This is a genomic window from Acinetobacter sp. HA (genome assembly GCF_000264725.1).
GTDB lineage: Bacteria > Pseudomonadota > Gammaproteobacteria > Pseudomonadales > Moraxellaceae > Acinetobacter > Acinetobacter schindleri.
Window position 1 is genome coordinate 1 of record NZ_AJXD01000042.1, and the last position, 15,660, is coordinate 15,660.

General features: G+C 43.6%; 10 protein-coding genes and 1 pseudogene. 4 read left to right on the forward strand and 7 right to left on the reverse strand.

Translation table 11 applies throughout. The annotated features are described in order from the left end of the window. Window positions 1-59 precede the first annotated feature (59 nt). The 7 genes from HADU_RS08785 to HADU_RS08815 form a co-directional block, all read right to left on the reverse strand. The gene (locus HADU_RS08785; RefSeq protein ID WP_008305462.1) at window positions 60-1,478 is read right to left on the reverse strand and encodes an efflux transporter outer membrane subunit; all 1,419 of its coding nucleotides are present in this window, start codon (window positions 1,476-1,478) and stop codon (window positions 60-62) included. A 10-nt stretch (window positions 1,479-1,488) separates the two neighbouring features. Next, window positions 1,489-3,465 (reverse strand): MacB family efflux pump subunit, encoded by a 1,977-nt coding sequence (locus HADU_RS08790; RefSeq protein ID WP_004813135.1) that lies wholly within the window; start codon window positions 3,463-3,465, stop codon window positions 1,489-1,491. A gap of 2 nt (window positions 3,466-3,467) precedes the next feature. Continuing rightward, window positions 3,468-4,841, reverse strand: coding sequence for an efflux RND transporter periplasmic adaptor subunit (locus HADU_RS08795; RefSeq protein WP_008305463.1), 1,374 nt, complete (start codon window positions 4,839-4,841; stop codon window positions 3,468-3,470). A 118-nt stretch (window positions 4,842-4,959) separates the two neighbouring features. Beyond that, complete coding sequence (gene holA, locus HADU_RS08800) at window positions 4,960-5,946, reverse strand: DNA polymerase III subunit delta (RefSeq protein ID WP_004813133.1); 987 nt, start codon at window positions 5,944-5,946, stop codon at window positions 4,960-4,962. Between the two features lie 9 nt (window positions 5,947-5,955). After that, window positions 5,956-6,489, reverse strand: coding sequence for an LPS assembly lipoprotein LptE (locus HADU_RS08805; RefSeq protein ID WP_008305464.1), 534 nt, complete (start codon window positions 6,487-6,489; stop codon window positions 5,956-5,958). Between the two features lie 282 nt (window positions 6,490-6,771). Beyond that, entirely contained in the window at window positions 6,772-9,393 is a 2,622-nt protein-coding gene (gene leuS / locus HADU_RS08810; protein ID WP_008305466.1) for a leucine--tRNA ligase, read from the reverse strand. 122 nt (window positions 9,394-9,515) lie between these two features. After that, a complete protein-coding gene (locus HADU_RS08815; protein ID WP_227499349.1) occupies window positions 9,516-9,842 on the reverse strand; it encodes a DUF4124 domain-containing protein in 327 nt (108 codons plus the stop codon). A 690-nt stretch (window positions 9,843-10,532) separates the two neighbouring features. Here HADU_RS08815 and HADU_RS08820 point away from each other — a divergent pair. From HADU_RS08820 to HADU_RS15300, 4 genes and pseudogenes are all read left to right on the forward strand, one after another. Further along, a complete protein-coding gene (locus HADU_RS08820) occupies window positions 10,533-12,260 on the forward strand; it encodes an acetolactate synthase 3 large subunit (RefSeq protein WP_004813127.1) in 1,728 nt (575 codons plus the stop codon). Then, a complete protein-coding gene (ilvN, locus tag HADU_RS08825; RefSeq protein ID WP_004813125.1) occupies window positions 12,257-12,748 on the forward strand; it encodes an acetolactate synthase small subunit in 492 nt (163 codons plus the stop codon). The genes HADU_RS08820 and ilvN overlap by 4 nt, the downstream gene beginning before the upstream one ends. 105 nt (window positions 12,749-12,853) lie before the next feature. After that, complete coding sequence (gene ilvC, locus HADU_RS08830; protein ID WP_004813124.1) at window positions 12,854-13,870, forward strand: ketol-acid reductoisomerase; 1,017 nt, start codon at window positions 12,854-12,856, stop codon at window positions 13,868-13,870. A 750-nt stretch (window positions 13,871-14,620) separates the two neighbouring features. Beyond that, window positions 14,621-15,660, forward strand: a pseudogene (locus tag HADU_RS15300) (IS3-like element ISAcsp5 family transposase); the annotation flags it as partial.

Genomic DNA, 15,660 nt, shown 5'->3' on the forward strand with positions numbered 1-15,660 from the left:
AAAATAGACTAGGTAATAAAAAACCGCTGCCTCGGCAGCGGTTTTTTTATTTGAAGATATTATGGTAATTGCTTGATTGGACTACCACCCAGCGCCTGCAGCAAAGTGACATAAGCGTTGTATTGATTTTGACGCGTTTGTACCAGACTGAGGCGCGCATTACGTGTGGTTTCCTGCGCATCAAGTAAGTTCTTCAAGGCAACTGCACCATTACGATAACGTACTTCAGTCAAACGTTCTGTTTTCTCTGCCAGCTCGACATTGCGACGCTGTAGCTCGACCTGTTTCGTCAGCTCAGTACGATTTGACAGGGCATTTTCTACATCGGCAAAAGCTTCATAAATGGTTTGGCGATATTGCAGAATTGCTTTTTCATATTCCAGTTCATTCACTTGTAGATCACGCTTCATGTCATTCCATTGCAGGAAGGGCAAGGTGAGACCTGCGCCCAATGTTGCAACCGGATTTTTTAGCGCATCTGACAAAGACGTGCTGGTACCAATACCCGTACTTAAGCTACCGGTCAGACTAATTGATGGATAATAGCTGGCCTTGTTAGCATCTTTATTGGCGAGCGCTTTACGTAAACGCAATTCAGCAGCATTTAAGTCTGGACGACGTGACAGCAGACTTGCAGGCAAACCCGCTGCAATCGCAGGCAAGGCGATATTCGGCAGACGTTGTGGTTCCTGAATAGAAAGCTGCTGCACCGGCATATTCATGAGGACTGCAAGTGCGGTACGTGTTTCAACGCGTTGTTGCTCGATCTGACTTAAAGTAGCTTGCTGGCTCTGGATCGCCTGCTCGGCCTGGGTCAGGTCTAAGCCAGAAACGGCACCAGCACGATATTGTACCCGTACCAAGTCATAAGTTTTCTGTGCCGTTGTCAGGTTCTGCTGTACGACATTATAGCGCTCATTTAAATAAGCCAATTGCCAGTAAAGCTGTGCAGTCGTTCCAATCAGGCTTTGCGCCGTTGCCTGCAAGGCTTGTTCAGTAGCACGAGCTTCCCAGCGGGCTGCTTCAGTCTGATTGGCGAGCTTGCCAAATAGATCCAGCTCATAACTAAGACCAGGATAACCTAGTGAAATCCCAGTAGAACGGTCCCCGTCACCATCCAGACTAAACTGACGACCAGTTGAAACACGTGCATCACCAATGCGTACACCTTGCTGGCTTTGCGTTTGTCTGGCCTGAATACGTGCCTGTTGCAGGTTAATCCCGGCTACTGCAAGGTTGCTATTGCGTGATAATACATCCTCGACAAGCGTATTCAGTTGAGGATCTTTAAATAAGGTCCACCACTGATCAGCCAGGACATCATCATAAATCTGCTTACTTAGCGCAGTATTATTCTGAAAACTGCCAGGCACAGCTATGCTTGGCTGTTCATAAGGTGTTTTTACCACAGCTGCGCATCCCACCAGTGAACTCCCGAGGAGCAGGGCACTGGCAAGTTTGGTTAAATTCATTTGCATATCAGATTCCTTATTCTCGAGAGAGGGCATCGACAGGATTCAGTCGTGCTGCATTACGCGCCGGGATAAAGCCGAACACAATACCGATCAGGCTAGAGCAGACAAAGGCTGCCACAATTGAAGTGGTCGAATATGCCATCTGGAAAGTACCTCCAGCAAAATGGGTAATGAGTTGACCAATACCGAGGGATAGCAACACACCCAAAATACCGCCTAGGATACACACCAGTACCGCTTCAATCAGGAACTGTTGCAGGATGTCACTTTGACGGGCGCCGACCGCCATACGTACCCCAATCTCCTGGGTACGTTCTGTTACTGACACCAGCATGATGTTCATCACGCCAATACCACCTACGACCAGAGAAATGACTGCAATTGCAGAAATCAGCAAGGTCATAGTCTGGGTTGTCTGCTGAATGGTTTCACGAATACTGTCCGCATTCTGGGTGAATACATCCTGCGCACCGTGGCGCTGTACCAGTAAGTTCAGGATCGCATTTTCAGCCGCGGCACTTGGGTACTCATCTTTAATACGTACAATGATCTGACGCACATTTGACTGTCCCAGCATACGGCTCATGACAGTTGAATAAGGCAGGTATACATTCAGCGTATCATTGTTGCCCATCATGCCTTTTTGCGCATCAATGACTCCAATCACTCGGGTTGGTACACTACCCAGCAAAATCACCTGTCCAACCGGATTGGTACCATCTTTGAAGAAAGTGTTTTGGGTATTGGTATCAATGACCACATCTTGAGCCTGTTCAGTCACACTTTCCTTATCAAAAGGCTGACCGGACTTAAAAGTCATGCCTCTGACATAGAAGAAGTCTTCACTGACGCCGTTGACGGTGGTTGAAGCTTCAATCTCTTTATACCGTCCAGTGACACTGCTGTTGACCGATGGACTGACACCATCAACATACGGCTGTTCTGCCAGAGCATCTGCATCCGCAGGAATCAGGGTTTTGGCTTGCGAGGACCGTGAATTATCCCCGAAGCCGCGGCCCTGGAATACAGTAATGGTGTTGGTCCCGAGACTGCTAATATTTTCCAGAATCTGTTTTTGCGAGCCGTTACCCAGCGCAACCACGGAAACCACGGAGGCAATCCCGATAATAATCCCAAGCATGGTCAGAAAGGTTCGCATGCGGTGGGCATTCATGGCGAGTAGCGCCATACGGAATGCTTCACCAAGACGATCTACCGCTGAACGCCAGCTGGAGATTTTCTTCTGTTCACTGCGTTCTAGCGTTTGCTTTGTAAAACCATCATCGACTTCAGGTACATTCTGCTGATCAGAAATAATATTACCGTCTGAAATCTCAATAATACGGGTCGCATTCTTGGCCACATTATGATCATGTGTAACCAGAATAATGGTATGACCTTTGGCATTCAGCTCGCGCAAAATGCGCATTACCTCAATACCGCTATTCTTGTCCAATGCCCCTGTTGGTTCATCGGCAAGAATAACGTCACCACCATTCATTAAGGCCCGAGCAATTGAAACACGCTGCTGCTGACCACCAGACAGCTGACTTGGGCGGTTTTCGGTTTTTTCACCTAGCCCCAAATCTGTCAGCAATTTGACAGCACGCTCATGGCGTTCAGTTGAGTCCGCACCCGCGTAAATGGCAGGCACTTCAACGTTGCCTGCAGCATTCAAGTCACCAAGAAGATGATAACGCTGGAAAATAAAGCCGAAGTATTCACGGCGTAACTGGGCCAGCTCGTCCGCTTCCAGCTCACGGGTTTCACGCCCTTTGACTTTATAGCTGCCAGCAGTGGGCTTATCCAGACAACCCAAAATGTTCATTAAGGTTGATTTACCTGAACCGGACTGACCAACAATGGCAACCAGCTCGCCGGGATAGATTTCGAGGTTAACACCCTTGAGAATCTGAACCGTACTTTCACCCGCTGGGAATTCACGAATCAGATTCTTGACCTCTAACAGAGGCTGTTGTTGTTGATTCATGCTTACATTCTCATTGGGCCGGCGCCACTACGACCACCACCGCTTCGTTTAGCACCGTCATTTGAAGTGTCTGAACCATCGGCAATGACCACTTGATCACCACGTTTCAAACCTTTAATCACTTGCGCTGTCACACGGTTATTCAAGCCGATCAGCACAGGTGTTGGTTTTGCAGTACCGTCTGCTTGTAATACGCGAACCATGGCACGTTGAGCTTTGCCTTGTTCAACCAGAGCACGTTCTACATCAGAAAGTTCCAGACGGGCAGGGCGTTCACCTTTTGCATTGTCAGCACGGCTTTCATCACGAGCAGCAGACTCTTCGCTGCGTGGACGAACCTCGCCACGTGTTTCTTGAGTGCCTTCACCACGATTTGGACGTTGTGGACGGTTAGAGGTTTGAATCGCAGCGGCTGGAATGGTCAATACATTTCGTGCTTCATCCAGCACAATATAGACTTGCGCCGTCATATCAATACGCAGTTTGCCATCTTCATTCGGTACATCGAACAAGGCGTTGTAATACACTGCAGAACTAGAAGATGAACTTGAAGTATTGGTATCGGTATTAATTGAATTCGGTGCTGGTTCTACCTGACGTAGTTTCGCATAGATTTTCTTTTCACTGTTGCCTAGGGTGGTGAAATAAACCGTTTGGCCTTCTTCAACTTTCATGACATCTGCTTCAGAAATTTCGGCTTTGATGGTCATGGTGTCAAGTTTTGCCAGCTTCACAATGGTCGGTGCACTCTGGTTTGCGTTTACGGTCTGGCCTTCTTCGGTCACAATCGCCACAATGGTACCATCCATCGGTGCCACGATTTGGGTATAGCCCAGATCTTCTTTTGCAGTGGCTAAAGTTAAACGTGACTGTTCAATCTGAGCATTAATTGCAGTAATGTCCGCTTGTGCTGTCTTATAACTTGCCAAGGCTGATTCCAGCTCTGAACGGGAAGTCGCATCCTGTGCATACATGGCTTTCTGACGGTTATATTCCGCTTCAACTTTGGCCAGATTTGCTTGTCGCACAGCAAGTTGTGCCATCTGGTTTTTAATACTGGCTTCAGCAGTTTTTAAATCATTTTCCTGACGTACAGAATCAATTTGAGCAATTAACTGACCCTGTTTAACCTGATCGCCCAGTTGCACATACATTCTTTTCACCTGACCAGAAACCTGCGCACCGACGCTGACCATTTTGGTGGCTTCCAGTACACCTGTTGCCAGTACCGAGTTTTCAATATCTCCCTGAGTCACCTCAGCAGTAATGTATTGTGTTGGCTGTTCTTCAGGTTTGAGGAAATACCACCCAGTGGCTATAAGTGCAATGGCAATGACTACTGCCATGATCAGTTTGGACGGTTTTATTTTTGGCATAGTGAACAGATTTAAGTCAGAGATATGTGAGTGATTATAAAAGCGAATTAAGGATAAATCGTGAATTTTTTTAACAAATAAGAATGATTATTATTTTATTTATCTGATGATTAAGCTATTAATGAAATAAAGTTTTGCCACACATGCTGGCAATGGCTTGCTGCACCAGATGTTCAGGGTTTTCATGCCCCAACCCTTTGATAGAAGCATCAATTCTTAATAACAGGGCTGGCCAAGCTAAAAAGGTTTGTGGGCTAAGTCGACGTAAAGCCTGTTGATATAGGCTAACTTTGGTTTTCCAGATACCGATCTGTAGCGCATTTTGTGGCTGTTCAAACAGCTGCATTAACAAACGCATTTCCTTGCTGATACTCCACAGAATTAAGCTTAATGGCTCACCAGAAGCAATCAGATATTGAAAAATTTTAATCGATTGTGCCAGATTGCCATTTAGCAAGGCATCACTCAGGTCATAGGTACTATAACGTGATTGATCTTGCAGGCAGGCATACAGATGATCCACCTGGATTACATCGATCTCAGCAAAGGTATCACTGACACGCATCAGACTATTTTTGGCTGCCAGCAGGTTATGCTCATGGTGTTGTTCCAGCCATGCCCAGGCATCATTGGCAAGTTTAATGCCGAGCTTTTCTGCCTCAACTGACAAAATTTGCTGACGGTCGCGCGGATAATTGGCTGTCAGAGAGACATTGACGCCATTGGCATCCATGACCTGGAAAAAGCTGGATTTCAGGCTGCTACTATCCTGTTTAGGCATGATGATCAGCAATAAATTGTCACTGTCTTGCTGCAAATAGCTTTTTAATAGCTTGATGCCACTAGCGTCCGGCTTGATGTTACCATGTACTTCAACCGCTAATTGAGTCGAAAACAGAGACAAACTATTTAATGCATTAAAGACATTTTTCCAGTCACTGACCGAACTGACATCATAGCGCTGACGTTCAACTTCCCGCTGTTGCCAGCTGGCACGAAAAGCATCCATCAGGTTCTGCTCAAGCAGAGGTTCCTGACCATGTAACACCCAGGCACCGCGAGCATCGGAGACACGTTTTAATGCCTGAAGGTAATCAAGTTTCATGGTTCAGTCTTATTGTGCCGGTTGAGTAGGAGTTTCAGGTTTTGCCAATGGTAGGCGATTTGATGATATCTGACGCGCAATCTGTTGTGCTACATCATCAATGAGAACCTGTTTCAGGAAAACCTGTTCCTGATCGTCAGTATTTACTGTCTCGATATCATATTGATAGGTGCGGGTCGCGACGATCGTACGCGGTTCAGTCACAGGATTACCTTGTGCATCTTCAATACGGAAAGTCACATTGAGACGTAATAATGTTTCTACCAGTTTACCGTTTAATTCCAAACGACGCGGAGTATAGTCCAGTACACGCAATACATAGGCATTTGGTGAATTTGACAATTGTACGCCGGCTGCACCCAGATAAATTGCCAGTTTTTCCTGAAGCTCCTCGGTATTGGTAGGTAAAGCCAGACTCATTACTGAATAAGCCACGGGTACTGAGCTTGGATTATTACCTTTAAGATGGAAGCCACAGCCGACTAGACCTGCACTTAGACCACAAGTTAAAACAATTGCTGCTAAACGTTTGCCCAAATGCATGCGTTGTCCTCTGTATTATTCTTTAGATAAAAGAAATGAAAAAAGTATGTCGTGATTGTATGTGCAAAGCCCGTTGACTGGCAACGGGCTTTGTTTGGGAATTGTGAAATCCTTTATAAAGTCCCTTCTCCCTCTGGGAGAAGGCTAGGATGAGGGGTTTTTAAAACTTTCTTTTTCGGGATGAGAAATATATTCCGCAAGAGGATGAGGTTAATAGATTTAATTGCCCACATCCCCCCTTGCGGAATTGTTTAAAGCAGTGCTTAAACAATTCCTCAGGATTTAAACCACCAAATTCACTAACTTATTCGGCACCACAATTTCTTTCTTGGTCGGACCCGTCAAGAATTGTTGTACTTCAGGTAATGCTTTTGCTTGCGCCAAGATGTCATCTTTAGAAGCGTCTACCGATACTTCTAATTTGCCACGAAGTTTACCGTTCACTTGAACCACGATGGTTTGGGTATTACGGATTAATGCAGACTCATCAACGCTTGGGAACTGAGCAGAAGTTAACTCAATACCAAACTGCGCCAATAGAGTTTGGCTTAAGTGTGGTGCAAATGGTGCAAGCAACGTTAAAAGCGTAATGATCGATTCACGTGCAACCGCCACGTCATTGTCATCTTTCGCTTCAAACTTGTTGTTTGCGTTCAGAAGTTCCATCATTGCTGCAATCGCAGTGTTAAATGCATGACGACGTTCGATGTCATCACCCACTTTTTGGATGGTTTCATGAGTCTTACGGCGTAAGTCTTGCGCAGCAGTTGAAAGCGATGCTTTGTCGATAGTTGCAGCAGTATTACCTTGTTCAAGGAAGCCCGTTGCCAAACGCCATACACGTTTCAAGAAGCGGTTTGCACCTTCAACACCTGCATCAGACCATTCTAAAGATTGATCTGGTGGAGCAGCAAACATCATGAATACACGTGCAGTATCTGCACCGTATTGGTCAATAATCGCTTGCGGGTCGATACCGTTGTTTTTCGACTTCGACATCTTCTCTTGACCACCAACGACAACGTCTTGACCATCTTCTTTGTATTTCGCAGAAGTGATACGACCTTTTTCGTCTTTTTCAAGCTCGATGTCCGCAGGGTTAAACCATGTTTTCTTGCCTGACTCTGCTTCACGGTAATAGGTATCAGCAAGCACCATACCTTGTGTTAAAAGGTTAGTGAATGGTTCGTTGCCTTGTACCACACCTTCATCACGCATCAATTTGTGGAAGAAACGTGCATAAAGCAAATGCAGAATCGCATGTTCAACACCACCGATGTATTGGTTGACAGGAAGCCAAGTTTGACCCGCTTCAGGTTTCACCATGCCATCTGTAAAGTCTGGAGATGCATAACGTGCATAGTACCAAGAAGATTCTACAAATGTATCTAGCGTATCAGTTTCACGACGAGCATCGCCACCACAGCTCGGGCAAGATGTTTCGTAGAATTCAGGCATTTTGTTCAGTGGATTACCTGAACCGTCTGGCACCACATCAGTTGGCAGCACAACAGGAAGTTGTTCTTCTGGCACTGGCACTTGACCACAAGTGTCACAGTTAATCATTGGAATTGGACAACCCCAATAACGCTGACGAGAGACACCCCAGTCACGTAAACGGAATTGAACTTTTACATTGGCAAGACCTTGTGGCTCAAGTTTTGCCAAGAAGGCATCAAATGCGCCTTGGAAATCTAAACCATCAAATTCACCTGAATTAACCAGTTTACCTTCTTTAGAGCCGTACCATTCTTGCCATTGAGTCGCATCAAACTCGCTATCATCAGCACCTTTGGCATCAATCACTTGCTTGATGTTTAAGCCATATTTGTTGGCAAATTCGAAGTCACGTTCATCGTGTGATGGAACTGCCATCACCGCACCTGAACCATATGACATCAATACGTAGTTGGCAATCCAAACTGGAACTTCTTCACCAGTTACAGGGTGCTTAACTGACAAACCTGTTGCCATGCCTTTCTTCTCAGCAGTGGCAAGATCCGCTTCTGCCACAGAACCCATACGGCATTCTTCAATAAATGCAGCAAGTTCAGGATTGTTTTCAGCCGCTTTTAACGCCATTGGATGTTCTGCTGCAACAGCAACATAGGTCACACCCATCAATGTGTCAGCACGTGTGGTAAATACGGTTAAACCATCTGCATAGATTTCTGGATTTGCTGAAGGGAAGGTGATTTCCATACCCTGTGAGCGACCAATCCAGTTACGTTGCATGGTCAACACTTGTTGTGGCCAACCATCTTTCAGCGTATCTAAATCGTCTAGTAATTCTTGCGCATAGTCAGTGATGCGGAAGTAGTACATTGGAATATCACGTTTTTCAACCAATGCACCTGAACGCCAGCCGCGACCATTTTCAACTTGTTCGTTGGCAAGAACTGTTTGATCCACTGGATCCCAGTTCACGGTTGAAAGCTTACGGTAGATCAGGCCTTTTTTATAAAGCTGAACGAATAACCATTGTTCCCAGCGATAGTATTCAGGTGTGCAGGTTGCGAATTCGCGATCCCAGTCAATCGATAGACCGAGTTTTTTCAACTGATTACGCATGTAATCAATGTTTTCAAACGTCCATTTTGCAGGGGCAACCTGATGCGCAATTGCTGCATTTTCCGCAGGTAGGCCAAAAGCGTCCCACCCCATTGGTTGAAGCACAGTTTCACCTTTTAAACGGTGGAAACGGCTGATCACGTCACCAATCGTATAGTTACGCACATGACCCATATGCAGTTTGCCACTAGGGTAAGGGAACATCGAGAGGATATAACGACGTGGACCTTCTACAGTGTCGGCAACTTTAAAGGCTTTCTGCGATTCCCAGTCCTGTTGGACTTGAGGCTCAATCGCACTGGCTTGGTATTCTGAGTCAATGTGAGTAGTCATATACGTAATACAAGAGAACGGTTAAAAAAATATAGGGCACAGCATAGCGCAAAATGCACTTATAGTGAATTTTGCACTCGCATTTCCCGAAGAAAAAACGACTGTCCTATTAGAGGGATGCCTTATAAAGCGACTGCACGCTTTTTAGATTGTTGCAAGGCTTCGTTCGCTTCGCGTTGCTGCTGATCTTGATTCGCTGGAGCTTGAGGCGATTGTTGCAGCTGTTCTTGAGATGCGTGCTCAGTTTGTTCAGCAGGTTCAGCACTTCTAGGAGGGGTTGGGGCTGAATTTTTCCAGCCATAAGTTTCCACTTTGCCTGCTTTTTTTGCATTTTTTGGCGGTGGTGTTTTGGTGTAATGCGTTACTCCCTTGACATCGACCCATTTATAGTATTGATTTGCCATGGTGTTTCCACTCATAAAACAGAGTAGAAGGGTGTTTGTTAACATGGCAAACAGTGAACGTCTCATGGTTATCGATCCTTTGCAGTTTCAGCATTTAGGTTGTGCATATTGTAGTCAGTTTAAATAATTAGAGGAGTATTTTTATTGACTTTTCGTAATAAATGCAGAAAAAGCTAATTGAAGAAAATATAAACAGACCAATAAGTAAATTTATTTATAAACATTAAAATCAAAAAATAGAAAAATTCATTCATTTTTTTTATATAAGGCATACTAAAATTTTATAGAAATAAATATTTATCATAATGATTTTATTAAATATTTTTGTTGAATAAAGAAGGTGCGTAAAGCTATATCTTGAATAAAAGTTTAGAAAAACAGCAAAAAACCTATAAGCTAGATGAAACAGAGTGTTTTTTGAACTTGACTTTAGAGAATGAAAACACAAGAATGCTGCAATAGTTTTATATGCCTTAGATCGATCACCCTTCGAATAAGTGTCATTTCATGCAGTGGGCGATTTCTCTAGCCGAGAAATTGAACAAAGCTAAGCAAAATATGTTTATCCCAACATGTTTTAGGTCTTGTATTGCTCGAACAGTAAAGAGACCAGATTTTTTTCCCTATTGCTATGAAAACTATGAAATTTATGTGCTATAACAGTGCAGACAGTTAATGAATGAACACTGCAAATGCCTCCCATTTGTGCAGTGAATAATATTAGGGTGAATCACGTTGGAACTTTTATCTGGTGGTGAAATGCTCGTTCGCGCATTAGCGGATGAAGGCGTTGAACATGTTTTTGGATATCCAGGCGGCGCAGTTCTACATATCTACGACGCGCTATTTCAACAAGACAAAATTAATCATTACCTCGTACGTCACGAACAAGCTGCCGGCCATATGGCAGATGCATACTCGCGCGTAACAGGTAAAACTGGTGTCGTGCTTGTGACATCAGGTCCAGGCGCAACCAATACCGTAACCCCAATTGCAACAGCTTATATGGATTCCATTCCAATGGTGATCCTGTCTGGTCAGGTTGCAAGTCACTTAATTGGTGAGGATGCGTTCCAGGAAACGGACATGGTCGGTATTTCCCGTCCGATTGTGAAGCACAGCTTCCAGGTTCGTCATGCCAGCGAAATTCCGGCAATTATCAAAAAAGCATTCTATATCGCTGCTTCTGGTCGTCCAGGTCCAGTCGTTGTTGATATTCCGAAAGATGCGACCAATCCAGCAGAGAAATTTGCTTACGAATATCCTGAAAAAGTGAAGATGCGTTCGTATCAGCCACCATACCGTGGTCATTCAGGTCAAATCCGTAAAGCGATTGACGAACTGATTCATGCTAAACGCCCGGTGATTTATTCTGGCGGTGGTGTGGTTCAAGGCAATGCTTCAGCACAATTGACTGAACTTGCACATCTGTTGGGCTTCCCAGTAACCAATACCTTGATGGGTCTTGGTGCATTCCCGGGCGATGATCCACAGTTCCTGGGCATGCTCGGTATGCACGGTACTTATGAAGCCAACATGAGCATGCACAATGCAGACGTGATTCTGTGTATCGGTGCGCGTTTCGATGACCGTGTAACCAATAATCCTGCGAAATTCTGTCCAAATGCCAAAGTCATTCACATTGATATTGACCCAGCGACGATTTCTAAAACCATCATGGCGCACATTCCAATCGTGGGTGCAGTAGAACCTGTATTAAACGAAATGCTGAACCAGCTGAAACAGATGAATGTGTCCAAGCCAAATCCTGAAGCGATTGCGGCATGGTGGAAGCAAATTGATGAATGGCGTCAAGTGAACTGCTTGAAGTTTGATCTACCGACTGATGGTTCGATGAAGCCTCAACAAGTAGTTCGTGCGCTCGACAAAGTGACCAATGGCGAAGCGATCATCACCTCTGACGTGGGTCAGCACCAGATGTTCGGCGCATTGCACTACCGCTACAAGCGTCCACGTCAATGGATCAATTCAGGTGGTTTAGGAACGATGGGCGTAGGTCTGCCATATGCAATGGCGGCTAAGCTTGCATTCCCGGATCAGCAAGTGGTGTGTATCACTGGTGAAGCATCGATCCAGATGTGTATCCAGGAGCTTTCAACCTGTAAGCAATACGGCTTGAACGTGAAAATTCTGTGCCTGAACAACCGTGCCTTGGGTATGGTAAAACAGTGGCAGGATATGAACTATGAAGGTCGTCACTCTAGCTCTTATGTAGAGTCATTGCCGGACTTTGCAAAATTGATGGAAGCTTATGGTCATGTTGGTATTCAGATTGATCATGCAGATGAGCTTGAGTCTAAGCTTGAAGAGGCGATGGCAATCAATGATAAGTGCGTATTTATTAACGTAATGGTTGATCGCTCTGAGCACGTTTATCCGATGCTTATTGCAGGTCAGTCAATGCAGGATATGTGGTTGGCAAAAGGGGAGCGCACAGCATGAGACATATCATCTCTGTACTTGTTGAAAACGAAGCAGGCGCGCTTTCCCGTTTAGTGGGTTTATTCTCACAACGTGGCTACAACATCGAAACATTAAACGTTGCGCCAACTGAAGATCCAACACTTTCTCGTTTGACATTGACCACTTATGGCGATGATCACAAGATCGAACAAATTACTAAACAGCTGAATAAATTAGTTGAAGTGGTAAAAGTAGTGGATCTGTCAGAAGGTGCGCATATTGAACGTGAACTGATGCTCATTAAAGTCAAAGCACTCGGTTCATCGCGTGATGAAATCAAACGTACTGCCGATATTTTCCGTGGTCAGATTGTTGATGTAACACCAACGACTTATACCATTCAAATTGCAGGTACAACTGAAAAGGTGGATGCGTTTATTGATGCACTTGCAGAACATACCATTTTAGAAGTGGTTCGTTCAGGTGTTTCGGGTATCGCACGCGGCGAAAAAGTACTGACAATCTAATTTTAAAGTATTTCCTCATCCTAAAAAGAAGGGGGTATCAGGCAGTGTAAATACAAGATTCACTGCCTGGTTAAACAGACAAACAAGCATTAAGCGGAGACAGCAATGCAAATTTTTTACGATAAAGACTGCGACTTATCTATCATCCAATCTAAGAAAGTAGCGATCATTGGTTATGGTTCACAAGGTCACGCGCACGCGCTTAACCTTAAAGATTCTGGTGTAGACGTAACTGTAGGTCTTCGCGCTGGTTCTACTTCTTGGAAAAAAGCTGAAAACGCTGGTCTTAAAGTTGCTGAAGTTCCTGCTGCTGTTGCTCAAGCTGACGTAGTGATGATCTTGACTCCAGACGAGTTCCAAGCACAACTTTATCGTGACGTAATCGAGCCAAACATCAAAGAAGGCGCGACTCTTGCATTTGCTCACGGTTTCTCTGTTCTTTACAACCAGGTTGTTCCACGTGCTGATCTTGACGTAATCATGGTTGCGCCTAAAGCGCCTGGTCACACTGTGCGTTCTGAATATCAACGTGGTTCAGGTGTTCCTGACCTAATCGCTATTCATCAAGATGCTTCTGGTAACGCTCGTAACGTTGCGCTTTCTTATGCATCAGGTGTTGGTGGTGGCCGTACAGGTATTATCGAAACTTCTTTCCGTGAAGAAACTGAAACTGACTTATTTGGTGAGCAAGCAGTTCTTTGTGGTGGTGCTGTTGAATTGGTTAAAATGGGCTTCGAAACTTTGGTTGAAGCTGGTTATGCGCCTGAAATGGCATACTTCGAATGTCTACACGAACTTAAATTGATAGTTGACTTAATGTTCGAAGGCGGTATCGCGGACATGAACTACTCAGTATCTAACAACGCTGAATACGGCGAATATGTAACTGGTACTGAAGTTATTAACGAACAGTCTCGTGAAGCAATGCGCAATGCACTTAAACGTATTCAATCAGGTGAATATGCGAAGATGTTCATCCAAGAAGGTGCGTTGAACTACCCATCTATGACTGCACGTCGTCGTCAAAATGCTGCTCACGGTATCGAAGTAACGGGTAACAAACTTCGTGCGATGATGCCTTGGATTCAAGCGAACAAGATTGTAGATAAAGAAAAGAACTAAGTTCTAATTTCTAAGTCTAAAAGCCCTTGTTTTTAACAGGGGCTTTTTTGATGTCTTGTAAAAACAAAACTGATTTATTTGAGTTGAACTTCATGCCTCAAATAGATGAAAACAGTGTGCTTTCACTTCTTGTGCTTCATTCAAAGCAGTGCTTTGCCTCCTTACACTTCTTACAAAACAGTGTTTTGTACTCGTTCATACCTTGGATTCAAGCAAACAAGATCGTTATAAAGCGTAAAACTAATTTCTCGGATCATTTGATTTAAAGGAAAAAACCACTCAAATTGAATGATGTTTTTATATTTTTATTTTTAGAGATGTATATTATTGGATTTTAAAATAATTGATTATTTGTTGATTATTAATTTTCTTTGATAAGTAGAAATGCGAATAATTAGATCTAAGGGTGAATTATAGAAAGTTAATAAATAAAATTAAGATAAAACAAACTATAGAAGATAGTGGCTTATATGATTCATTAATAAGTGAAAATGTTTTTTAAGTATTAATGGGTCTTAAGGAATTGGGAGTAATTAAATTTTTGATATTTAAAATGAATAATAATTTAATTATTTTAATATAAAGTTAATTAAATTATTATTTGAACTGAATTTATATCCAGTAAAATTATCATAAAATTTAAGGTTGAATAAGTTTGTATTGATGTGGGTCTAGGATTTTTAGACCATGCCTATAAGTGATAATCTACTCCCCAATAAGCATGGGAAATGCTTGTTTTTGGAGTCAACCATGACACGAAGAAAACGTCGTAATCATTCAGCAGAGTTTAAAGTTAAAGTTGCTCTCGCAGCAATTAAAGGCGACCACACACTCGCTGAACTTTCTACTCAATTCGATTTACATCAAACCAAATCATCGATTGGAAAAATCAACTGCTTGAGCAATCAGTCAATATTTTTTCACGACCAACAGCACAACAAGAACCAGAGATTGACCTCAAAGCTCTACATGCCAAGATAGGACATCAGGCATTGCAAATTGATTTTTTAGAAGGTGCGCTCAGAAAAATAGGGCAGCTGAGCGGCAAAAAATGATCGATAAGACCCATCAACTTTCGGTACGACAACAATCGCAATTGATTCAAATCAATCGCAGTACGTTGTATTACAAGCCCAAAGAGATTTCATCAACTGATTTGAGTTGGATGCGTCTAATCGATGAAATTCATCTCGACTACCCATTTATGGGCAGTCGAATGATACGAGATATGCTACAGCGTCAAGGACATCAAATAGGTCGGCGTAAAGTCCGACGTTTAATGCGCTTGATGGGAATACATGCCTTGTATCCAAAACCCAATACCAGTAAGCCTAATCTTGCACACCGTATTTTCCCATATCTGTTGAAAAACATGGTCATCGATCACTCTAATCAAGTCTGGTGTACAGATATCACGTACATTCCTATGGCTAAAGGCTTTGTCTATCTGTGTGCAATTATAGATTGGCATAGTCGTAAAGTACTGGCTCATCGAGTATCGATCAGTATGGAAACAGACTTTTGCATAGATGCGTTGCAAGAAGCAATTGTGAAATATGGTTGTCCAGAGGTATTTAATACAGACCAAGGCAGTCAATTCACAAGCGAGGCATTTTTGAATGAGTTAAAATTGCGAAATATCCGTATCAGTATGGATGGGAAAGGACGATGGATGGATAATGTGATGATTGAGCGTTTATGGCGCAGCGTGAAGCATGAGGAAGTCTATTTGAAGGCTTACGATACGGTTAAACAAGCGAAACAATCAATTGCTGAATATTTGGATTTTT

Coding starts and splice junctions, on each gene's coding strand:
- HADU_RS08785 (WP_008305462.1), bottom strand. CDS start 1,478: ATGCAAATGAATTTAACCAAACTTGCCAGTGCCCTGCTCCTCGGGAGT.
- HADU_RS08790 (WP_004813135.1), bottom strand. CDS start 3,465: ATGAATCAACAACAACAGCCTCTGTTAGAGGTCAAGAATCTGATTCGT.
- HADU_RS08795 (WP_008305463.1), bottom strand. CDS start 4,841: ATGCCAAAAATAAAACCGTCCAAACTGATCATGGCAGTAGTCATTGCC.
- holA (WP_004813133.1), bottom strand. CDS start 5,946: ATGAAACTTGATTACCTTCAGGCATTAAAACGTGTCTCCGATGCTCGC.
- HADU_RS08805 (WP_008305464.1), bottom strand. CDS start 6,489: ATGCATTTGGGCAAACGTTTAGCAGCAATTGTTTTAACTTGTGGTCTA.
- leuS (WP_008305466.1), bottom strand. CDS start 9,393: ATGACTACTCACATTGACTCAGAATACCAAGCCAGTGCGATTGAGCCT.
- HADU_RS08815 (WP_227499349.1), bottom strand. CDS start 9,842: ATGTTAACAAACACCCTTCTACTCTGTTTTATGAGTGGAAACACCATG.
- ilvN (WP_004813125.1), top strand. CDS start 12,257: ATGAGACATATCATCTCTGTACTTGTTGAAAACGAAGCAGGCGCGCTT.
- ilvC (WP_004813124.1), top strand. CDS start 12,854: ATGCAAATTTTTTACGATAAAGACTGCGACTTATCTATCATCCAATCT.